This is a genomic window from Pedococcus sp. NPDC057267 (genome assembly GCF_042668795.1).
Taxonomy (GTDB): Bacteria; Actinomycetota; Actinomycetes; order Actinomycetales; family Dermatophilaceae; genus Pedococcus.
Genome location: NZ_JBHUYG010000055.1, coordinates 1 through 20,479, shown reverse-complemented (window position 1 = coordinate 20,479; position 20,479 = coordinate 1). Strand labels below are relative to the sequence as shown.

General features: G+C 73.1%; 21 protein-coding genes and 1 tRNA gene. 9 read left to right on the top strand and 13 right to left on the bottom strand.

The genetic code is table 11. The features are described 5' to 3' along the window. The first annotated feature begins 18 nt into the window (after window positions 1-18). The gene (locus ACFUC1_RS12875) at window positions 19-537 is read left to right on the top strand and encodes a GNAT family N-acetyltransferase (RefSeq protein ID WP_379120301.1); all 519 of its coding nucleotides are present in this window, start codon (window positions 19-21) and stop codon (window positions 535-537) included. A gap of 22 nt (window positions 538-559) precedes the next feature. Here ACFUC1_RS12875 and thrS read toward each other — a convergent pair whose 3' ends face one another. Beyond that, on the bottom strand, window positions 560-2,548 hold the full coding sequence (thrS, locus tag ACFUC1_RS12870; RefSeq protein ID WP_379120299.1) for a threonine--tRNA ligase: 1,989 nt from the start codon (window positions 2,546-2,548) through the stop codon (window positions 560-562). 181 nt (window positions 2,549-2,729) lie between these two features. Here thrS and ACFUC1_RS12865 point away from each other — a divergent pair, with 181 nt between their 5' ends. Genes ACFUC1_RS12865 through ACFUC1_RS12855 form a run of 3 tightly spaced genes read left to right on the top strand, consistent with a single transcriptional unit; the run spans window position 2,730 to window position 4,360 of the window. Further along, window positions 2,730-3,167: a hypothetical protein gene (locus tag ACFUC1_RS12865; protein ID WP_379120297.1), complete on the top strand. Its 438-nt coding sequence runs from the start codon at window positions 2,730-2,732 to the stop codon at window positions 3,165-3,167. 33 nt (window positions 3,168-3,200) lie between these two features. Continuing rightward, window positions 3,201-3,863, top strand: coding sequence for an SDR family oxidoreductase (locus ACFUC1_RS12860; protein ID WP_379120295.1), 663 nt, complete (start codon window positions 3,201-3,203; stop codon window positions 3,861-3,863). Next, window positions 3,863-4,360, top strand: coding sequence for a GNAT family N-acetyltransferase (locus ACFUC1_RS12855; RefSeq protein ID WP_379120293.1), 498 nt, complete (start codon window positions 3,863-3,865; stop codon window positions 4,358-4,360). Before ACFUC1_RS12860 ends, ACFUC1_RS12855 begins: the two co-directional genes overlap by 1 nt. Window positions 4,361-4,391: 31 nt before the next feature. Here the strand turns inward: ACFUC1_RS12855 and ACFUC1_RS12850 are convergent, their stop codons facing one another. The 3 genes from ACFUC1_RS12850 to ACFUC1_RS12840 form a co-directional block, all read right to left on the bottom strand. Beyond that, on the bottom strand, window positions 4,392-5,255 hold the full coding sequence (locus tag ACFUC1_RS12850) for a MaoC family dehydratase (RefSeq protein ID WP_379120291.1): 864 nt from the start codon (window positions 5,253-5,255) through the stop codon (window positions 4,392-4,394). 1 nt (window position 5,256) lies between these two features. Further along, a complete protein-coding gene (locus ACFUC1_RS12845) occupies window positions 5,257-6,600 on the bottom strand; it encodes a 3-oxoacyl-ACP reductase (protein ID WP_379120289.1) in 1,344 nt (447 codons plus the stop codon). A gap of 78 nt (window positions 6,601-6,678) precedes the next feature. Next, window positions 6,679-7,971: an acetyl-CoA C-acetyltransferase gene (locus ACFUC1_RS12840; RefSeq protein ID WP_379120287.1), complete on the bottom strand. Its 1,293-nt coding sequence runs from the start codon at window positions 7,969-7,971 to the stop codon at window positions 6,679-6,681. Window positions 7,972-8,070: 99 nt separating this feature from the next. Here ACFUC1_RS12840 and ACFUC1_RS12835 point away from each other — a divergent pair, with 99 nt between their 5' ends. From ACFUC1_RS12835 to ACFUC1_RS12825, 3 genes are all read left to right on the top strand, one after another. After that, entirely contained in the window at window positions 8,071-8,733 is a 663-nt protein-coding gene (locus ACFUC1_RS12835; protein WP_379120285.1) for a TetR family transcriptional regulator, read from the top strand. After that, window positions 8,730-10,643, top strand: coding sequence for an acyl-CoA dehydrogenase (locus tag ACFUC1_RS12830; protein WP_379120283.1), 1,914 nt, complete (start codon window positions 8,730-8,732; stop codon window positions 10,641-10,643). The genes ACFUC1_RS12835 and ACFUC1_RS12830 overlap by 4 nt, the downstream gene beginning before the upstream one ends. A gap of 96 nt (window positions 10,644-10,739) precedes the next feature. Further along, the gene (locus tag ACFUC1_RS12825) at window positions 10,740-12,068 is read left to right on the top strand and encodes an NAD(P)/FAD-dependent oxidoreductase (protein WP_379120281.1); all 1,329 of its coding nucleotides are present in this window, start codon (window positions 10,740-10,742) and stop codon (window positions 12,066-12,068) included. A gap of 14 nt (window positions 12,069-12,082) precedes the next feature. On the opposite strand, the gene ACFUC1_RS12820 is transcribed toward ACFUC1_RS12825, so the two are convergent. The 9 genes from ACFUC1_RS12820 to ACFUC1_RS12780 all read right to left on the bottom strand — a co-directional run bounded on the left by ACFUC1_RS12820 (window position 12,083) and on the right by ACFUC1_RS12780 (window position 18,520). Continuing rightward, window positions 12,083-12,508, bottom strand: coding sequence for a VOC family protein (locus ACFUC1_RS12820; RefSeq protein ID WP_379120279.1), 426 nt, complete (start codon window positions 12,506-12,508; stop codon window positions 12,083-12,085). Window positions 12,509-12,557: 49 nt separating this feature from the next. Continuing rightward, window positions 12,558-13,865 carry a class I SAM-dependent methyltransferase gene (locus ACFUC1_RS12815; RefSeq protein ID WP_379120277.1) on the bottom strand — a complete coding sequence of 436 codons (1,308 nt, stop codon included), beginning with the start codon at window positions 13,863-13,865 and terminating at the stop codon, window positions 12,558-12,560. Next, on the bottom strand, window positions 13,862-15,277 hold the full coding sequence (locus ACFUC1_RS12810; protein WP_379120275.1) for an FAD-binding oxidoreductase: 1,416 nt from the start codon (window positions 15,275-15,277) through the stop codon (window positions 13,862-13,864). Before ACFUC1_RS12810 ends, ACFUC1_RS12815 begins: the two co-directional genes overlap by 4 nt. Before the next feature lie 32 nt (window positions 15,278-15,309). Then, window positions 15,310-15,717, bottom strand: a complete 408-nt coding sequence (locus ACFUC1_RS12805) for a hypothetical protein (protein ID WP_379120273.1) — start codon at window positions 15,715-15,717, stop codon at window positions 15,310-15,312. A 36-nt stretch (window positions 15,718-15,753) separates the two neighbouring features. Next, a complete protein-coding gene (locus tag ACFUC1_RS12800) occupies window positions 15,754-15,912 on the bottom strand; it encodes a hypothetical protein (protein WP_379120271.1) in 159 nt (52 codons plus the stop codon). Window positions 15,913-16,018: 106 nt separating this feature from the next. Then, window positions 16,019-16,095 (bottom strand) — tRNA-Val (locus ACFUC1_RS12795). A 72-nt stretch (window positions 16,096-16,167) separates the two neighbouring features. Then, window positions 16,168-16,653 (bottom strand): TIGR02611 family protein, encoded by a 486-nt coding sequence (locus ACFUC1_RS12790; protein ID WP_379120269.1) that lies wholly within the window; start codon window positions 16,651-16,653, stop codon window positions 16,168-16,170. Then, window positions 16,650-17,495, bottom strand: a complete 846-nt coding sequence (locus ACFUC1_RS12785) for an aminotransferase class IV (protein WP_379120267.1) — start codon at window positions 17,493-17,495, stop codon at window positions 16,650-16,652. Before ACFUC1_RS12785 ends, ACFUC1_RS12790 begins: the two co-directional genes overlap by 4 nt. Further along, on the bottom strand, window positions 17,492-18,520 hold the full coding sequence (locus tag ACFUC1_RS12780) for a chorismate-binding protein (RefSeq protein ID WP_379120265.1): 1,029 nt from the start codon (window positions 18,518-18,520) through the stop codon (window positions 17,492-17,494). The genes ACFUC1_RS12785 and ACFUC1_RS12780 overlap by 4 nt, the downstream gene beginning before the upstream one ends. Window positions 18,521-18,662: 142 nt before the next feature. On the opposite strand from ACFUC1_RS12780, the gene ACFUC1_RS12775 reads away from it, so the two are divergent. Beyond that, window positions 18,663-19,808, top strand: coding sequence for an LLM class flavin-dependent oxidoreductase (locus tag ACFUC1_RS12775; protein ID WP_379120263.1), 1,146 nt, complete (start codon window positions 18,663-18,665; stop codon window positions 19,806-19,808). Continuing rightward, complete coding sequence (locus ACFUC1_RS12770) at window positions 19,805-20,434, top strand: FMN reductase (RefSeq protein WP_379120261.1); 630 nt, start codon at window positions 19,805-19,807, stop codon at window positions 20,432-20,434. The genes ACFUC1_RS12775 and ACFUC1_RS12770 overlap by 4 nt, the downstream gene beginning before the upstream one ends. Window positions 20,435-20,479 lie beyond the last annotated feature (45 nt).

Sequence of the window (20,479 nt, the reverse complement as noted above, 5' to 3'; positions counted from 1 at the left end):
TGCACCACAATGACCGGCGTGTCCGCACCCCACGACCCGCCTGCTCCCGCCGCCGTTCACTCCGGTCCCGCCGCGCCGCTCCCGGTGATCCGGCCCGCGACGCCGGATGACGCCGGCGAGCTGGCCGAGCTGTTCTGGCAGGTGCGCAACGAGTCCGTGCCGAGCATCCCGATGATCGTGCACCCCCGCGAGAGCGTCCTGCCGTTCGTCGAGACGGTGCTGCTGCGCGAGTTCGAGGTGTGGGTGGCGCAGGACGGCGACACCCTCGTCGGCTTCCTCGCGCTCATGCCGCCGGACCAGCTCGGCCACCTGTACATCACGGCAGCGTTCACCGGGCGTGGGCTGGGGACGCAGCTCCTCGGCCTGGCGAAGACCCGGTTCCCGAGCGGCCTGCAGCTGTGGGCGTTCCAGAGCAACGAGGGCGCCCTGCGGTTCTACGAGCGGCACGGGTTCGAGCCGGTCGAGTGGACCGACGGCGACAACGAGGAGCACGCCCCCGACGTCCGGATGGTCTGGAAGCCGGCCGCCGGGGACTGACGCGTCCCCGGCGGTTCTCGGTTCAGACCTGGCGGCGCGACTCCACGGCCTCGAGCACCTCGGCCACGGCCTCGGCCACCGGGACGCCGTTCTTCTGCGAGCCGTCGCGGTAACGGAAGGACACGGCCCCCTTGGACCGGTCCTCCTCCCCCGCGATCAGCACGAACGGCACCTTGGACTTGCTCGCGTTGCGGATCTTCTTCGGGAACCGGTCGTCGCTGTCGTCGACCTCGACGCGGATCCCCTTGGCGCGCAGCTGGTCCGCGACCTCGTGGAGGTACTCGGAGTACTCCTCGGCGACCGGAATGCCGGTGACCTGGACCGGCGACAGCCAGGGCGGGAACGCGCCGGCGTAGTGCTCGACGAGGACGCCGATGAAGCGTTCGATCGACCCGAACTTGGCCGAGTGGATCATGACCGGCTGCTGGCGGGTGCCGTCGGCAGCCTGGTACTCGAGCCCGAACCGCTCGGGCTGGCTGAAGTCGTACTGGATGGTCGACATCTGCCAGGTCCGGCCGATCGCGTCCCGGGCCTGGACGGAGATCTTCGGACCGTAGAAGGCGGCGCCGCCCGGGTCGGGGACGAGCTCGAGGCCGCTGCCGTCGGCCACCTCCTGCAGGATCGCGGTCGCCTCGGCCCACTGCTCGTCCGTGCCGATGAACTTGTCCGGCTTGCTGTCGTCACGGGTCGACAGCTCGAGGTAGTAGTCGTCGAGCCCGAAGTCGCGCAGCAGCGACAGCACGAAGTCCAGCAGGTGCCTGACCTCGTCGGGCGCGCCCTCCTTGGTCACGTAGGAGTGGCTGTCGTCCTGGGTGATCATGCGCACGCGGGTCAGCCCGGACAGCACCCCCGACTTCTCGTCGCGGTAGACGGTCCCGAACTCGAACAGGCGCAGCGGCAGCTCGCGGTAGGAGCGCCCCCGGGACTTGAAGATGAGGTTGTGCATCGGGCAGTTCATCGCCTTGAGGCGGTAGTTCTGCCCGTCGACGTCCATGGGCGGGAACATGCCCTGGGAGTAGTACGGCAGGTGGCCCGAGGTGTAGAAGAGCTCCTCGCGGCTGATGTGCGGCGAACCGACGTAGCTGAAGCCCTCCTCGAGGTGCCGCTGCCGGACGTAGTCCTCCATCTCGCGCTTGATGACCCCGCCCTTGGGGTGGAACACCGGGAGCCCGGCACCCAGCACCTCGGGGAAGGAGTACAGGTCGAGCTCCGCACCCAGCTTGCGGTGGTCGCGCTTCTCGGCCTCGGCGAGCCGGTCGAGGTAGGCCTTGAGGTCGTCCTTGGTCGGCCAGGCGGTGCCGTAGATGCGCTGCAGCTGCGGGTTCTTCTCGCTGCCGCGCCAGTAGGCGCCGCCACTGCGCATCAGCTTGAACGCGTTGCCGAGCACCTTGGTCGAGGGCACGTGCGGGCCTCGGCACAGGTCGCCCCAGGCGCGCGAGCCGTCCCGCCGGATGTTGTCGTAGATGGTGAGCTGGGCCCCGCCCACCTCCACCGAGGCGCCCTCGGCGGCCTCCTCGACGTCGCCGGAGGCGCCGCCCTTGAGCCCGATGAGCTCGATCTTGTACGGCTCGTCGGCCAGCTCGACCGCGGCCTCCTCGTCGCTCACCTCGCGGCGCACGAAGGTCTGGCCCTCGTTGACGATGCGCTGCATGACCTTCTCCAGCGCCTTGAGGTCGTCGGGGCTGAACGGCTCGTCGACGTCGAAGTCGTAGTAGAAGCCGTCGCGGACGGGCGGCCCGATCCCGAGCCGCGCCTTGGGGTTGACCTCCTGCACGGCCTGGGCGAGCACGTGTGCGGCGCTGTGGCGCAGCACGTCGAGGCCGTCCTGCTCCTGGGCGGTCACCGGCTCGACGGTGTCGCCGTCGGCGAGGACGTGCGCGAGGTCGCGCAGCTCGCCGTTGACCCGGGCGACGAGAACGGCGCGGTCCCCCTCGAACAGCTCGGCCGCAGTCGTCTGCTCCGGCACCGATCGCTCGCTCCCGGCGACGTGGACGGTGATCTCGGCAGGCACGCTGGCTTCTCCTCGGGTGGGTGGTGCAGGTCGGTGCTCGATGGGCCGGGCGCAGCCTGCGCGCGGCACCACGATGCTATCCGCCGGGCGGAAAAGACCGCGCCTGAGTATCGGCGCGCGGCATACCGTCGCGGCATGGACCTCGAGATCGTCACCCTCGCCGAGCCGGGAGGCGACGCACGTGTCGGCGCTGGAGGTGGCGATCCGGCCCGACCTGCGCGGCACCGGGCTCGCGTCGGTCCTGCTCGAGGCCAAGCGGGCCAACGCCGTCCGGCTCGGGTTCACCGAGCTCGTGGCCCCGGTACGCCCGAGCGGCAAGCACCTGGAGCCCCGGGTGGGGATGCGCGAGTATGCCGCGCGCACCCGCCCGGACGGCCTGCCCGTCGACCCCTGGTTGCGGCTGCACGTGCGGCTCGGCGCCGAGGTGGTCGGCGTGTGCCCTCGCGCGATGACCATCTCCGGCACCCTCGCGCAGTGGCGCGAGTGGGCCGGTATGCCGTTCGACACCAGCGGCGACGTGGTCGTCCCCGGGGCGCTGAACCCGGTGCACTGCGACGTCACCCACGACCACGCCGTCTACGTCGAGCCGGGCGTCTGGGTGCGCCACCACCTCCGCTGAGCACCCCGCACCGACCGCTGGTAGACAGGTCGCATGCGCGTCGTCATCGCCGGTGGACACGGCCAGATCGCCCTCCTGCTCGAGAAGCGGCTCGCCGACGCGGGCCACGACCCCGTCGGCCTCGTGCGCAACCCCGACCACGAGCGGGACGTGCACGCGGCCGGCGCCACACCTGTCGTCCTGGACCTCGAGTCGTCCTCCGTCACGGACGTCACCCACGTGCTGCAGGGCGCGGACGCCGTGGTGTTCGCCGCCGGCGCCGGGCCGGGCAGCACCGCGGAGCGCAAGGAGACCGTCGACCGCGCTGCCGCCGTCCTGCTCGCCGACGCCGCGTCGGCGGCCGGGGTCGCCCGCTACGTCATGGTCTCCTCGATGGGCACCGACAAGGCCCACCCGACCTCCGACGACGTGTTCCAGGTCTACCTGCGCGCCAAGGCGGCGGCCGACGCCGACCTCCGCGAACGCTCCGACCTGGTCTGGACGATCGTGCGCCCGGGGCGCCTGACCGCCGACGCCCCCACGGGCCGGGTCACCGTCGGCTCCTCCCTGCCCAGTGGCTCGATTCCCCGGGCCGACGTCGCCGACGTGCTGCTGTCGGTGCTGGAGAGCCCGGCCGCCGACCGGCGCCAGTTCGACGTCGTCTCGGGTGGGACGCCGGTGCGCGACGCCGTGGCGTCCCTCATCTCGCCGGCCTGATGCCGCCCGCGGCAGCGTCGCGTGAGCTGCGGCTGGACCGGGTCGACTTCCTCGACCCGCGAGTGCAGCGCCTGGTGGAGGAGGTCCAGGCCCACTACGCGGTCATCTACGGCGGCCCGGACGACTCCCCGGTCGACGCCGACGAGTTCGCGCCGCCCCGGGGGTGCTTCCTGCTCGGCAGCGTCGACGGTGAGCCCGTCGCCATGGGCGGGTGGCGGATGCGGCCCGAGCTCACCGACGTGGTAGGCGGGCGCAGCGCCGAGGTGAAGCGGATGTACGTCGCCGACGGGGCGCGGCGCCAAGGGCACGCCCGACGGGTCCTCGGCGCGCTCGAGCAGACGGCGCGCGAGGCGGGTGCCGAGCTGCTGGTCCTCGAGACCGGGACGATGCAGCCGGAGGCGATCGCGCTCTACGAGGCCAGCGGCTACGCGCCCACGGTGGCCTTCGGCCACTACGCCGACTCCGAGCTGTCCCGCTACTTCGCCAAACGACTCTGAGGCAGCACGTGGCCCGGCCCGCGGGTGGTGGTCAGGCGCGGGCGAAGGTGAGCGTCAGGTGGCGGACGGCGGGGTCCTTCGCCGAGCGCAGGCCGGCCACCACCGGGTCCGACCGGTCGTCGACGACGAGCTCGACCGTGCTCGGCAGCAGCACCGGCTTGGCGAACCACACGTGCGACGTGCCCGGCCGGGCGAACCGGGGGCCGAGGCCTGCCAGGGTCCGCGCGGCCGTCCACATGCCGTGGGCGATGGCGCGGGGATATCCCATCGCCCGAGCCGTGAGCGGGTGCAGGTGGATCGGGTTCACGTCCACGGACACGGCGGCATACGCGCGACCCTGACCCTCGGGCACGCGCAGCACGGCGACCGGAGGGCGCTCGGGGAGCCCGGGGGCAGGCCCAAGCGCGTCGGCCGGCCGGCCCTCCCCGCCACCGCCGGCACCGCGGCGCAGGTAGGTGCTGCGGCCCTCCCAGACGCGCTCCCCCTCCACGTCGACCTCCGTGACGAGGTCGACGAGACGCCCCTTGGGGTGTGGCCGCAAGCCCTCCGCGCGGACTGTGAGGTCGAGCCGGTCGTCGGCGGTGAGCCGGCGGTGGACCGTGATGGCGTTCTCGAGGTGCACCAGTCCGGGCAGAGCCAGCGGGAAGGCGCGGTCGGCCATGAGGGCCACCTGCAGCGGGAAGCCGAGGACGTGCGGGTACGTGTGCGGGAGGTCGTCGGACCCGCCGAAGCCGCACACCCGCTGGTAGTCCAGCAGGTGGTCACGCTCGACGACCACGCCCTCCCGGCGGACAACCGTCGACGGCAGCCCTCCCCCGCGCCCGCGTGCCGTCAGGGCCGCCCTGGCGAACAGCGGTGCGAGAGAGGGCGACTCGCGGAGGGTCACGTCGGCCATGTCAGGCCCCCAGCAGGCTCTGGCCGCAGACGCGGACGACGTTCCCGGTGACGCCGGCGTTGGCGTCCTGGCTGAACCACGCGATGGTCTCCGCGACGTCGACGGGGAGGCCGCCCTGGCTGAGCGAGTTGAGCAGCCGCCCGACCTCACGGGTCGCGAACGGCACCTTGGCCGTCATCTCGGTCTCGATGAAGCCGGGTGCGACCGCGTTGACGGTGATGCCCCGCCGGCGCAGGCCGTCGTCCTTGGACAGGGCGTCGACGAGCCCGATGACGCCCGCCTTGGAGGCCGCGTAGTTGGTCTGGCCGCGGTTGCCCGCGATCCCGGCGATCGAGGAGACGAGGACGACGTGTCCCCCGTCACGGACGCCGTCCGGACCGAGCAGGACCTCGTTCATCCGCAGGATGGAGCCGAGGTTGACCTCGAGCACCGACGCCCAGCGCGCCTCGTCCATGTTGGCCAGCAGCTTGTCGCGGGTGATCCCCGCGTTGTGCACGACGATGTCGAGACCACCGTGGCGGCCGGTCGCGTGCTCGAGGATGCGACGGCCCGCGTCCTCGCTCGTCACGTCGAGCTGCAGGGCGGTGCCTCCGACCCGGTTCGCGGTGTGGGCCAGCGCGTCACCCGCGGCCGGAACGTCGACGCAGACGACCGTGGCGCCGTCCCGGGCCAGCACGTCCGCGATCGACGCCCCGATGCCGCGGGCGGCACCGGTCACGACGGCGACCTTGCCCGCGAGCGGGGCGCGCCAGTCCTCGGGCTCCGTCGGGGCACCGGCACCGACGCGGACCACCTGCCCGTCGACGTATGCCGATCGGCCGGACAGCAGGAACCGCATCGTCGCGTCGGCGTTGGCCTCCGCGTCCTGCGCGACGAGGACGAGGTTGGCGGTGGCTCCCGCCCGCAGCTCCTTGCCGATCGAGCGGGTGCTCCCCTCCAGCGCCCGGCGTGCAGCCGACTGGGCGAACCCGTCGGCCTCCTCGGGCACGCGCCCGACGACGACCACCCGGCCGCTGGGCTGCAGCCCCTTGAGGGCCGGCGCCACGAGGGCACGCAGCGCCTCGAGGTCGGCGGGGGTCTCGACCGCCGTCAGGTCGGCGACGACGGCGCCCACGCGATGGCCCGCGGCCACCTCGTCCACCGTCTCGACGCCCTCTGCCGCCAGCAGTGACCGCACCCGCGCGGCCACGGGGCCCTCAGCGTGCCCGCCGACGAGGACCGGCCCGTCGACGAGGGGCGCGCCGGCGGCATACCGGCGCAGGCGCACCGGGCGCGGCAGCCCGAGCTGCGCGGCGAGCTTCCTCCCGACCGGGTTCTGCACGAACCCTGCGTACGCACCTGTCATGACCGGTCATCTCCTCGTCGCTGCGGGCCTCGCGCGTGCCTCGCTCGTGTCCTCGCTCCGTCGTCGACTCCCGACACGTCAGGCCGCCTCGAGGATCGCCATGACGCCCTGACCGCCTGCGGCGCAGATCGAGATGAGGCCGCGGGCGCCGGAACCCTTCTCGTGCAACGCCTTCGCGAGCGAGGCGACGATGCGGCCGCCGGTCGCCGCGAACGGGTGACCCGCCGCGAGGGAGGAGCCGTTGACGTTGAGGCGCGACCGGTCGAGCTCGCCGATCGGCGCGTCGAGGCCGAGCCGGTCGCGGCAGAACTGCTCCGACTCCCAGGCCGCCAGCGTCGTCAGGACCGTGGCCGCGAACGCCTCGTGGATCTCGACGAGCTCGAAGTCCTGCAGCTTCATGCCCTGGCGGGCGAGCAGCGTCGGCAGGGCGTAGGCCGGTGCCATGAGCAGGCCCTCGTGTCCGGTGACGTAGTCGACGGCGGCCGTCTGAGCGTCGACGACGTGGGCCAGCACCGGCAGCCCGCGCTCGGCAGCCCACTCGTCGCTCCCCAGCAGCACCACCGAGGCTCCGTCGGTGAGCGGCGTCGAGTTGCCTGCCGTCATGGTGGCGTCCGGTCCCTTGCCGAAGACCGGCTTGAGCCCCGCGAGCTTCTCCACCGTGGAGTCGGCGCGCAGGTTCTGGTCGCGGGTCAGCCCGTGGAACGGGGTCATGAGGTCGTCGAAGAAGCCGCGCTCGTACGCCGCAGCGAGGTTGCGGTGCGAGGCGGCGGCGAGCTCGTCCTGCGCCTCGCGGGTGATGCCCCACTGCGCGGCCGTCTGGGCCATGTGCTCGCCCATCGACAGGCCCGTGCGCGGCTCGACGTTCTGCGGGATGGCGGGCACGAGGTGTCCCGGGCGCAGGCCGGCGAGGGCCTTGGCGCGCTGGGCGGGGGTCTTGGCCCGGTTGGCCGCCAGCAGCGTCTGGCGCAATCCCTCGCTGACCGCGATCGGTGCGTCGGACGCCGTGTCCGTGCCGCCGGCGATGCCGGAGTCCGCCTGCCCGAGCGCGATCTTGTTGGCGACGAGGATGGCCGCCTCGAGACCGGTGCCGCACGCCTGCTGCACGTCGTAGGCCGGCGTGGTCGGGGCGAGGCTCGAGCCGAGCACGGACTCGCGGGTGAGGTTGAAGTCGCGGCTGTGCTTGAGCACCGCGCCCGCGGCCACCTCGCCGACCTGCTCCCCCGCCAGCCCGTGCCGGGCGACGAGGCCCTCGAGGGCGGCGGTGAGCATGTCCTGGTTCGAGGCGCGGGCGTAGGGGCCGTTGGCTCGGGCGAACGGGATGCGGTTGCCACCGATGACGGCGGCGCGACGCGGGCTGCTGGGGGCGGCCACGGGTACTCCTCGGAGGTCGACGACGGGCACCGGCGACGGTGTCCAGATAACTGGTACCGACGGTAGCAGGTACAGACGGTACCTGCTACCGTTCCCGGAATGAGCACCACCACGGACGGCCGCAGCACCCGCTGGGACGCCCACCGGGCCGCCCGGCGGCGCGAGCTCGTCGAGGCGACCCTGCGGGCGATCCGGGCGCACGGCGCCGGGGTCGGCATGGACGAGATCGCCACGACGGCCGGCACGTCCAAGACCGTCGTCTACCGCCACTTCACCGACCGCCAGGGCCTGTATGCCGCGGTGTGCGAGAGCGTCGACGCCCTCATCCTGCGCGACCTCGAGCGCGCCCTCGGCGCCACGAGCGGTGAGGACCTGGCCGCCGTCGACGCCTCGCCGCGCGCGCTGATCGCCGCCGCGATCGACTCCTACCTGCGGCTCGTGGAGCGGGACCCCGAGGTCTACCGCTTCGTCGTCACCGCTCCCCTGCTCGACACCCCCGCCGGTGGCGACCCCGCCGGTCCGGTGACCAGCCACATCGCGGCACGGCTGGCGACCGTCGTTGCCGAGGCGCTGCGGGCCTCCGGCCGCGACGACCGGGCCGCGGCCGTGTGGGCCGCCGGGCTCGTCGGCATGGTCCGCGCCGCCGCCGACCAGTGGCTGACCAGCCCGGACTCGATGCCGCGGGACGAGCTCACCGACCACCTGACCGACCTCGCCTGGAGCGGACTCGCGTCCGCCTGGACCTCGCAGGAGCAGAGATGACCGACCTCACGACCGAGCTGCGCCGCGTCCTCGACGGACGGTGGGCCGCGATCAAGCAGGAGCTGCGCGACGACCCGGACCCTGAGCGGTTCGCCCCGCCGCGCGAGGAGCTGACGATGGACCAGTATCGCGCCCGGGTCGCCGGGCAGGTGCAGCACATCGCCGCCACCGGCCACCCCGCCCGGGGCTTCCCGAAGGAGGCCGGCGGCAACGGCGACCTCGGCGGGTCGGTCACCGCGTTCGAGATGCTCGGCCACGCCGACCTCTCGACCATGGTGAAGGCCGGCGTCCACTGGGGCCTGTTCGGCGGCGCGGTGGCGAACCTCGGCACCGAGCGCCACCACACGGCATACCTGCCCTCGATCATCGACGGCACGCTGCCGGGCTGCTTCGCGATGACGGAGACCGGCCACGGGTCCGATGTCCAGTCGCTGGGGACGACCGCCACGTACGACCCGGAGACCGACGAGCTCGTCGTGCACACGCCGACGCCGGCGGCCCGCAAGGACTACATCGGCGGGGCCGCGCGCGACGGCCGCATGGCCGCCGTGTTCGCCCAGCTGGTCACCGGCGGCGAGACCCACGGGGTGCACTGCGTGCTCGTGCCCATCCGCGACGAGTCCGGCGCGCCGATGCCCGGGGTCACCATCGGCGACTGCGGCGCGAAGGCCGGCCTGGCCGGCGTCGACAACGGCCGCCTCACCTTCGACCACGTCCGGGTGCCGCGCACCAACCTCCTCGACCGGTACGGCCAGGTCGACGAGCACGGCGCGTACACCTCCCCCATCGCCAACCCCACGCGACGCTTCTTCACGATGCTCGGCACCCTCGTGCGCGGGCGGATCAGCGTCGCCGGGGCGGCCGGCGCCGCCACCCGCACGGCGCTGGCGCTGGCGGTGGCGTATGCCGGGCAGCGTCGCCAGTTCGGGCCGCCGCAGACCGCCGAGGAGGTGCTGCTGCTCGACTACCGCACGCACCAGCGCAAGCTCCTCCCGGCGCTGGCGAAGTCCTACGCGCTCCAGCTCGCCCAGAACGACCTGGTGTCGTTCATGCACGACGTGCAGACGGCCGGGGACGCCGTCGACGAGCACGACCAGCGACAGCTCGAGGCCCGCGCCGCCGGGCTCAAGGCCGTCTCGACCGCGCACGCCACCGCCACCATCCAGGTGTGCCGCGAGGCATGCGGCGGCGCCGGGTACCTCGCCGTCAACCGCCTGCCGTCCCTCAAGGCAGACACCGACGTGTTCACGACCTTCGAGGGCGACAACACGGTCCTGCTCCAGCTCGTGGCCAAGGGCCTGCTCACCGACTACCGCGACGCGTTCGGCGACCTCGACACCCTCGGCATGGTCCGGTTCGGCGCGCGCCAGTTCGCCGGCGTCGTCCTGGAGCGCACGGCCGCTCGTGGGCTGGTGCAGCGGCTCGTGGCCGCTGCCCCGGGGCGCGACAGCGAGAAGGGCCCGACCGACCGCGGCTGGCAGCTCGCCCTCGTCGAGGACCGGGAGCGCCACCTGCTCGAGACGCTGGCCCTGCGCCTGCGCAAGGCGTCCAAGCCCGGGGCGGACCTGTTCGCCGTCTTCAACGACTGCCAGGACCACGTCGTGGAGGCGGCCCGGGCGCACGTCGACCGGCTGGTGCTGGAGTCGTTCGTCGCCGCCATCGACCGGTGCGGGGACACCGCGGCGGCGTCGATGCTCGGCTCGGTGTGCGACCTCTACGCCCTCTCGACGGTCGAGGCCGACAAGGGCTGGTACCTCGAGCACGGCCGGATCACCCCGGCCCGCAGCAAGCAGGTCACGGCGGCGGTCAACGACCTGTGCGCCCAGCTGCGCCCGCACGCCCAGACCCTCGTGGACGCCTTCGGCATCCCGCCGACCTGGCTCGCCACCGAGCTCACCCAGCCCGCCTGACCCGCGACCCGGTGCCGCGGCGGCCGCCCACGGCTGCCGGCGCACCTCGTCCACGTGCCGGAGGCGCCCGGGGCGTCGCCGCGGGACACTCGACCGGTGGACGTCGGCATCATCGGCGCCGGCCCGACGGGTCTCTTCCTGGGCATGGCACTCGTCCGGCGCGGCCACCGCGTGGTGGCCGTGGACCGCGACCCAGGTCCGGCCGAGGACGGCAGCTGGGAGCGGAAGGGGGTCATGCAGTTCCACCATGCCCACGGCTTCCGGCCACCGGTCACCGCCGCCCTCACGGAAGAGGTGCCGGAGGCGTATGCCGCGTGGCTGGCGTTGGGGGCAGAGCCGGTCACGGTGCCCGCTCCGACCGGCGACCAGGTCCTCATCGGCACCAAGTCCCGCCGCGCAACCTTCGAGCGCGCGCTGCGATCGGTGGCGGCGCGCGAACCGGGCCTCGACATCCGGTGCGGTCACGTGGACGGCGTCGTCGCTGCGGAGGGGCGCGCCACCGGCCTGGTCGTGGACGGCCTGACCCTGCCCTGCGACCTGGTTCTCGACGCGTCGGGCCGTGCGGGGCGGGCCACCCGCGACAGGCGGGAGAGACCCACGACGGGCGGCAGCTGCGGGGTCGCCTACGTCGACCGGCAGTACCAGCTCCTGCCGGGAGCCGGACCAGGACCACTCCTCAACCCCATCGTGTGGGCCGCTGAGCCGGACGGGTACCTCGTCCTGTTGTTCACGCACGAGCACGGAATCTTCTCCGTCCTCATCATCCGACCCACACACACCCGGGAGCTCGTCGGTCTGGCCCGGGACCCCGCGTTCGACGCGGCTGCCGCCGCCATCCCCGGGCTCGCGGACTGGACCGACCCGCAGCGATCCAGACCCATCACGTCCGTGCTGCCCGGCGGCAACCTCATGAACTGGTACCGCAGCCAGCGCGGCCCCGACGGTCGGCTGGCCCTCCCCGGTCTCCTGTTCATCGGTGACAGCGTGTGCACGACGACGCCCATCTTCGGGCGCGGCATCACGACGAGCCTCATGCAGGCCCGGGCGCTGCTCGCCCTGCTGGACGGAGGGACGCTGGACCCGGTGGAGCTCGGCGAGGAGTTCGATGCCTGGTGCGAGGCGACGATGCGCCCCTGGGTCGCGGACCACGTGGCCATGGACCGCGCGACCCAGGAGCGCTGGTCCGGACGGGACGTCGATCTCGACGCTCGGCTGCCGTCCGACCTGCTGCTCTCGGCCGTGGACGGGCCGTTGCGGCACCTGAGGGACATCGCTCTGCCGTACCTGGCCATGGAGCAGGGACCGGCGAGCCCCGACCCCCTGCAGGACCCCGTGCGGGATCTCCTGTCCACGGGGTGGCGCCCGCCCCTCGATCCCGGGCCGTCCCGAGCCGAGCTCGCCGCGATCGTCGCGGCCGCGGCCTAGCCCTGCGCGCTGCGTCAGGAGTCGGCGCGCAGGAGGGTCCGGCCGTCGTCGGTGACGGTCCAGAAGGGGTTGTGGGCGACCTCCCACGGGTGCCCGTCGGGGTCGACGAACACGCCCGAGTAGCCACCCCAGGAGGTGTCCGCACCCGGCCGGCCGATGGTGCCGCCCGCCGCGGCCGCCTCGGCCAGCGTGGAGTCGACCTCCTCGGGCGAGCGCAGGTTGAGCGCCAGCGTCACGCCGCCCCAGCCCCCGGAGTCCTCGACGGCCGAGTCGGCCGCGAGCTCCGCCCGCGACCACAGCGCCACCACCATGCCGCCGCACTGGAAGAACACGACGTCGTCGTTGTCGTCACCGCGGCGCCACCCGAGGGCCTCGTAGAACGCGCGGGCGCGCCCGAGGTCACTGACCCCGAGCGTCACCAGCGAGACCCGTTGCTCCACGGCGTCTCCTCGCCGTCAGACCGGCGCTGCCGTCACCGTGCCCGGGACCTCAGGCCTGCCACCACGGGCGCAGCGGCAGCCCCGCGTCGCCCTTGTCGCCGAGCTTGACCGCGAGCACCTGGTGCAGCTGGACGACGTTGCGGTCGAACCCGAGCCGCGAACCGGCCATGTACAGGCCCCACACGCGCGCGGTGGCCTCGCCGACCTCGGCGACGCACTCGTCCCAGTTCTGCTCGAGGTAGGCGCACCAGCCGGCGAGGGTCCTGGCGTAGTGCTCGCGCAGGTTCTCCTCGTGCCGGACCTCCATCCCGATGTCCTGGATCGAGGCGATGATCGTGCCGGAGCCGGTGAGCTCGCCGTCGGGGAAGACGTACCGGTCGATGAAGGCACCGGTCGAGGTGCGCTTGTTGTCCGGCCGCGTGATGCAGTGGTTGAGCAGCAGGCCACCGGGGCGCAACCGGGACTTGATGAACCGGAAGTACGACGGGTAGTTCTTCACGCCGATGTGCTCGGTGAGACCGATCGAGGACACCGCGTCGAACCCGGTCTCGGCGATGTCGCGGTAGTCGCTGAACCGCACCTCGGCCAGGTCCTGCAGGCCCTCGCGGCGGATCGCCTCCTGCGCCCACTGCGCCTGCTCGCGGGACAGGGTGGCGCCGATGACGCGCACGCCGCGGCGCGCGGCATACCGGACCATCCCGCCCCAGCCGCAGCCGATGTCGAGGAGGCGGTCGCCCTCCTTGAGCCGGAGCTTGTCGAAGACGAGGCGGTACTTGTTCTCCTGCGCCTCCTCCAGCGTCGCGTCCTCGGTCGGGAAGCAGGCGCAGGTGTACGTCATCGAGGGGCCGAGGACCATCTCGTAGAATCGGTTCGAGACGTCGTAGTGGTGGTGGATCGCCTCGGCGTCACGGGTCTTGCTGTGCCGCAGGCCTTCTGCGACGCGGCGCCAGCGCGGCAGCGCCTCCTGCGGCGGGGGCGGCGGCGGCTTGAGCAGGTCGACGCCGAGCGAGCGCGCGATCGCGGCCGCGGTGCGCGGCGACGGCATGGCGAAGTGCAGGTCGCCCATCGCGGCCAGCAGCGGGTACGGGTCGCCGGGGTGGACGCCGTGCAGGTCGAGGTCGCCCGCGACGTAGGCGCGCGCCATGCCCAGGTCGCCGGGTGCCGTCGCGATGTAGCTCGCACCGCGGGGGGTCTTCAGGTGCAGCCCGTAGGGCGCGTCCTCGGGCCCGGTGGCCGAGCCGTCGTACGCCGTGAAGCGAAGCGGGACCTCGCCGCGGGTGACCGCGTCGAGGATCTGCGCCATGGAGAGGCGTTCCGCCGTGCCGGTGTCGTGCCGGTTGGTCTTGAGGATCGTCACTTGCGTCGCACCGCCTTGGAGTAGAGGTCGAGGAGCCGGGAGTCGGGGTCGTATCGTCGCTTGACGCCCCCGTAGTCGTCACCGCCGTAGAGCCGCCAGAAGGTCTCCACGTCGTAGTACGCGTCGGAGTACAGCGACTTGTGCCCGTCGAGGCGGGTGACCTCGTCCTCGACCAGCCGGTTCGTGTGCCCGGGGTCGGACGGGTCGCGCGGGACGCTGGACCAGAAGCCGACGTTGACGTAGAGCTCGCCGGGCTGCAGCGGGTAGAGCGGCCAGCTGCCGCGGGTCTGCACTGGGCACAGCCAGATCGGCTCGATCGGCACCTCGCGCAGGAACCAGTGGAGGAACTCGGCCGTGCGGCCCAGCGGGACCTCGACGTCCTGGACGACGCGCTCGCGCGGCGGCCGGCCCTTGCGCGCCTCGAGCCGGTCGGCGATGTCGTACCGGTGGTCGAGCGCGATCAGCTTCCAGTAGAACGAGCTCCGGCGGTAGCGCCGCGGCCAGAACCGGCGGATCCGCGGGTCCTGCGCGCCGAACGCGCGGCTGCACCAGAACCAGTCGGTGTCCCAGCGCCAGAGGTAGTCGTAGGTCGTGAGGCGGTCGACCTTGGGCACGGGCGAGTCGTGCTGGATCGAGCGGTAGTAGACCTGCTGGCCCGTGTAGTCGCTCACCGGACCGGGGGCGGCGGTGCGGCGGCCCAGCGTCAGGTAGGCCTCGGTCGCGGTGAAGACGACCCCGTCGAGGTAGTCGACGACGAACCCGTCGTGCTCGCCGCTCGCCGCGATGTCGCCGATCGTCGCCACGAGGGTCTCGAGGTCGTGGAACCGCACGTGCCGCAGCTCGACCCACGGCTCGACCGGCTCGAGCTCGATCCGCAGCCGGGTCGCGTAGCCGAGGGTGCCGTAGGAGTTCGGGAAGGCGTGGAACAGGTCCGCGTGCTTGCCCTCGGGACGGGCGGTGACGACCTCCCCGGCGCCGGTGAGCACGTCCATCTCGAGGACCGACTCGTGCGGGAGGCCGGAGCGGAAGGACGTCGACTCGATGCCGAGGCCGGTGACCGCCCCACCGAGGGTGATCGTCTTGAGCTGCGGCACCACGAGCGGGACGAGCCCGTGCGGCAGCGTCGCGTCGACGAGGTCCTCGTAGGTGCACATGCCCTGGACGTCCGCGGTGCGCGCGACGGGGTCGATCCCGATGACGCCGCCGAGGCCGCTCACGTCGAGGCCGGGGGCCGACGTGGCGGCCCGGGCACGGAAGAGGTTCGAGGTCTTCTTGGCCAGGCGCACCGGCGCGCCCGGCGGGATGGCGCGGTAGCTCGCGAGCAGCCGCTGCACCGCGCGGTCGTGGGCTGCGCGGGGGTCGGCCGTGTCCCGGGCCCGCGGCCCCTGCCCCACCTCGACGTCCGAACCCACGGGCCGACCCTATGCCGTCGTCTCGGCAGCCGTCACGCGGGTTCCCCTGTGCCACGGGACACGTGGGCCTCGTCGGCCTCGTCGGCGGACGCCTCCCCCACGACCGCGGCGTCGCCGACCGAGACGGTGCCGGGGCGGCGCACCGCGGCATACACGCCTGGGCAGCTGCCGGCCGGGCCGGTGACCTCGAGCTCGACGGTGCCCACGCGCAGGACCCGCCCCACGGCGGCCGAGAGCTGGGCCGGCGGCATGGTCACCACGAGGTTGGCGCGGGCACCGGTCGTGTCGTCGGCCGAGAGCACCATGACAGCCGCCTTTTTGGGCCGGTCGCCGTGCAGGCCGTCGGGCCCGACCTCGACCGTCGAGAGCTCCTGCCCCGGTTGCCCCTTGACCGGGTGGACGTGGATCGTGGTCACGGTCGCGCCGGGTGCCTGCTCCACCCCTCGATCGTATGCCGGGCGGCCCGGCCTTGCGGGTCAGCGCGGCGTGGCGAGCCGCAGGCTCAGCCCGTCGCCGGCGCCTTCGACGAGCAGGCGTGGCGCGGGGGCGGGGGCGGGGGCGGCAGCCATGGTCGGCGGCGGCGCGGCCGCGCGCGGTGGGTGGACGATGCTTCGGTGGTCGTGGTGCTGGGTCATGGTGGTTCCCCTCCTGCTCCCACGACACCATCGCCCGGGCACGCGCAGCACCCCACAAACACGGAGACCCACCTCCGTCGGGAGATGGGTCCGGATGTCGTGCGGGTGGTGGACGTGAAGGGACTCGAACCCCTGGCCTCTCGCGTGTGAAGCGAACGCTCTAACCAACTGAGCTACACGTCCAGCGCCCTTGCGGGCTCGCCGAAGAATAGCCGCACCCCCGGCCCGGGGTGAAATCCGGGTCCGGTGGCTCGGTCAGCCGAGGCCGGGCAGGCGGGTCAACCGCTCCTCGATGAGGTCGGGGAAGAACCCCGGCACCCCGGAGAGCAGGAACAGCCCGTAGAAGACCGCGAGCACGAGCACCAGGGTGGCCAGGCCGACGAGGCCCTTGAGCCACCACGGCTTCGGCGCCAGCCACCGGTTCCAGTCGTCGAGCCGGGCCCGCCCCCAGTGCAGCAGGCGCTGGGCCCACTCGAACTCCGAGGCCAGGATCCCGACGCCGACGAAGACGATGAGCCATCCCGGCCCAGGCGCCGGCACGGCGACGAGCCCGCCGAGGGTGACGAGCGTGCCGACGACGCCGACGCCCCAGCGGTAGACGCGGTAGCTGTGCGGGTTCGACCGGATGCGCCGGCGCCACGCCCAGTCGTCGTCCTCCTCCTGCTCCGTGCCCTCGCGCTCGCCCGGCTGGAGCTGCGGCGACGGCTGCTGACCGGTCGACGACGGCTGCTGGCCGGTCATGGGTCCAGCCGCTCCGCGGACAGCCGCGCGAACACGCCGGCCGCGCGCGCCGTCACCGGTCCCGGCTCGAGGGACCGGTCGTCGACGGCGTGGACGGCCAGGACGTCCTTGGTCGAGCTCGTGATGAAGACCTCGTCGGCATCGCGGAGCACCTCCAGCAACAGGGTCTGCTCGCGCACGTCCATGCCGTCGTCGCGGCACCACTCGATGGTGACCTCGCGGGTGATGCCGGCCAGGCAGCCCGACTCCAGCGGCGGGGTCATGACGACCCCGTCGACGACGACGAAGACGTTGGACCCGGTGCACTCGCACAGCTCGCCCCGGGTGTTGCCGAAGACCGCCTCGATCGCGCCGCGCTCCTTGGCGTACGCGAGCGCGACGACGTTCTCGGCATACGAGGTCGTCTTGAGGCCTGCGACCGCGGACCGCTCGTTGCGCACCCAGGGAACCACCGACACCGAGGCGCTGGCCGGCGGTCGCGGCTGCGCTCCGGCGGTGACGATGTACGTCAGCGGGCTGGCGTCGCGGTCGGAGCCGAGCGGCCCCGCTCCCCCGGTGACCGAGTAGCGCAGGCGGCCGAAGTCGATCTCCGGGCCGGAGCCCAGGACGGCCTCGACCCCTTCGGCGATGTAGTCGTGGTCGGCCGGCGGGAGCCCGAGCCCCGCCAGCGTGCGGTCGAGGCGGCGCGCGTGCCGGGTGGCCGCGAAGACCTGCCCCCGGTCGATCTTGGCCGTCTCGAACGCCCCGTCGCCGACCGTCACCCCGTGGTCGAGCGCCGCGATCGACGGCTCGTCGACGCCGGTCAGCCTGCCGTTGACCCACACCCTCGGCTCTGTGCTCATGCCTCCACCCTTCCAGACGCCAGCCCCACCAGCCGTCGGGACTTCACCAGGGTCTCCACCCATTCCTGCTGCGGGTCCGACCCCCACGTGATACCCGCACCGACCCCGAACCGCAGCCACCGCCGACCGGACGGGTCCCGGTCTGCCCAGAACGACCGGATGCCGACCGCGAGTTCCGCCCGCCCGGTGTCGCCGTCGACCCAGCCGACGGCGCCGCAGTACGGGCCGCGCGCGGCGGGCTCGAGGTCGGCGATGGCCTGCAGGGCGGTGTGCTTCGGCGCACCGGACACCGAGCCCGGGGGGAACGTCGCGGCCAGGACGTCGCCCCACCCCACCCCGGGGCGGAGCTCGCCGCTCACGGCCGAGACGAGGTGCACGAGGCCAGGGTGCTCCTCGGGGCGGCAGAGGGCGTCGACCCGGACCGTGCCCTCGCGGCAGACGTGCGACAGGTCGTTGCGGACGAGGTCAACGATCATGACGTTCTCGGCGAAGTCCTTGGGCAGCATCGCCTCGAGCGTGACGGCAGTGCCCTTTATGGGCCGCGACTCGAGCCGGTCGCCGTCGCGCAGCAGGTACGCCTCGGGGCTGGCGCAGACGACGTCGAGCTCGGCGCCGGGGACGTGGACGCGGCCGGCGTGCGGGGCTGGGTTGCCCCGCGCGAGCAGCTGCTCGAGTCCGTCGAGGTCGGCCTCCTCGGGCAGCCGGTGGGACAGCACGCGGCAGAGGTTGACCTGGTACACCGTCCCGGCCGCGATCCGCTCGCGCACGTCCCGCACGCCGGCGAGGTATGCCGCGTGGCCCAGGCTCGTGCCCCACTCGCGGTCCAGCGGCGACCACGGGACCGTGGCGGCCGGCGCGGCGTCGCGGTCGACGTCGGCGAAGCGCACGGCCGTGACGTCGCCCTCGAAGGTGACGACGAGGGCCCAGAACCCCCGGTCGAGGCCGGACACGTCCCGTCGCACCTCGACGGGCCGGCTGGCCAGCAGCGACCCGAACCGGGCGTGCCCCGACGCTGGCGCCTCCACGTCGACGATCCTAGGGCGACCTGCACCCGGCGCCCATGCGCCCCCGGCCGACCGCCCCCCGTGGAATAGGCCGCCCTGTCCCCCCGTTAGGGTAGTTGAAATCGCAACTACCTAGCGAGAACCAGTCAGGAGCGCGAGCACCATGCAGTTCGGCATCTTCACCGTCGGGGACGTCACCCAGGACCCCACGACCGGTCGCACGCTGAGCGAGAACGAGCGGATCAAGAACACCGTCGAGCTCGCCGTGCGCGCCGAGCAGGTGGGCCTCGACGTCTTCGCCACAGGTGAGCACCACAACCCGCCGTTCGCCGCCCCGGCCAACCCGCCGGTGCTGCTCGCGAACATCGCCGCCCGCACCTCGCGGATCGTGCTGTCGACCGCGACGACCCTCATCACCACCAACGACCCCGTGCGCCTGGCCGAGGACTACGCCTACCTGCAGCACCTCGCCGACGGCCGCGTGGACCTCATGATGGGCCGCGGCAACACCGGGCCGGTCTACCCGTGGTTCGGCAAGGACATCCGCGACGGCATCTCGCTGGCCGTGGAGAACTACGCGCTGCTGCGCCGGCTGTGGACCGAGGAGAACGTCACCTGGTCCGGGAAGTACCGCACGCCGCTGCAGTCGTTCACCTCGACGCCGCGCCCGCTCGACGGGGTCGCGCCGTTCGTCTGGCACGGCTCGATCCGCTCGCCCGAGATCGCGGAGCAGGCCGCCTACTACGGTGACGGCTTCTTCCACAACAACATCTTCTGGCCGATGAGCCACACCAAGCAGATGGTCGCGCTGTACCGCCGCCGGTTCGAGCACTACGGGCACGGGCAGGCCGACCAGGCCATCGTCGGCCTCGGCGGACAGGTGTTCATGCGGGCCAACAGCCAGGACGCCGTCCGCGAGTTCCGGCCGTACTTCGACAACGCGCCGGTCTACGGGCACGGCCCGTCGCTGGAGGAGTTCAGCCGCGAGACGCCGCTCACCGTGGGTTCGCCGCAGCAGGTCATCGAGCGGTATGCCGCGATGGCCGACGAGGTGGGCGACTACCAGCGCCAGCTGTTCCTCATCGACCACGCGGGGCTCCCCCACGAGACCGTGCTGGAGCAGGTGGAGATCCTCGGCACGCAGGTGGTGCCCGAGCTGCGGCGGATCGCCGCGGCCCGCAAGCCGGCCCACGTGCCGGACGCCCCCACCCACGCCTCGCGCGTCGCGGCGGCGGGCGGCCCCCGTGACCTCACCGTCCACGGCGTCGACGACGTCACCGGACTCACCGCGGAAGGAGCGACCCGATGACCACCACCACGCCCCGACGGGTCGTCGTCATCCAGGCCGGCCTCGGCCAGCCGTCCTCGACCCGCCTGCTCGGCGAGCTGCTGGCGGGGGCGACCCGCGACGCGCTCCTCGAGCGCGGCGTCGAGTCGCAGGTCGAGGTCGTCGAGCTGCGCGACCACGCGCAGGCGCTGGCCTCGACGCTGCTCACCGGCTTCGCCACCGGCGACCTGCGGGCCGCGCTGGACTCGGTCGCGGCGGCCGACGCCGTCATCGCGGTGACGCCGGTCTACCAGGGCTCGTTCAGCGGGCTGTTCAAGACCTTCGTCGACGTTCTCGACGAGGGCTCGCTCCGCGGGACGCCGGTGCTGCTGGCCGCGACCGCCGGCACGGCCCGGCACTCCCTGGTGCTCGAGCACGCGATGCGCCCGGTGTTCACCTACCTCAAGGCGGTCACCGTCCCGACCGCCGTGTTCGCCGCCTCGGAGGACTGGGGCTCCGGCGGCACGGTCGACGGCGGCCTGGCCCGACGGGTCGAGGTGGCCGCCGGCGAGCTGGCCGACCTCGTCGCCGGGCAGTCGCGACCCCGGCCGCGACCGGACGAGTTCGCCGACCCGGTGCCGTTCGAGGAGCTGCTCCGCGGCAGCTGACGCGGCACGCGGCACACAGGGGCCGGTGAAGGGTCTGGCGCCTCC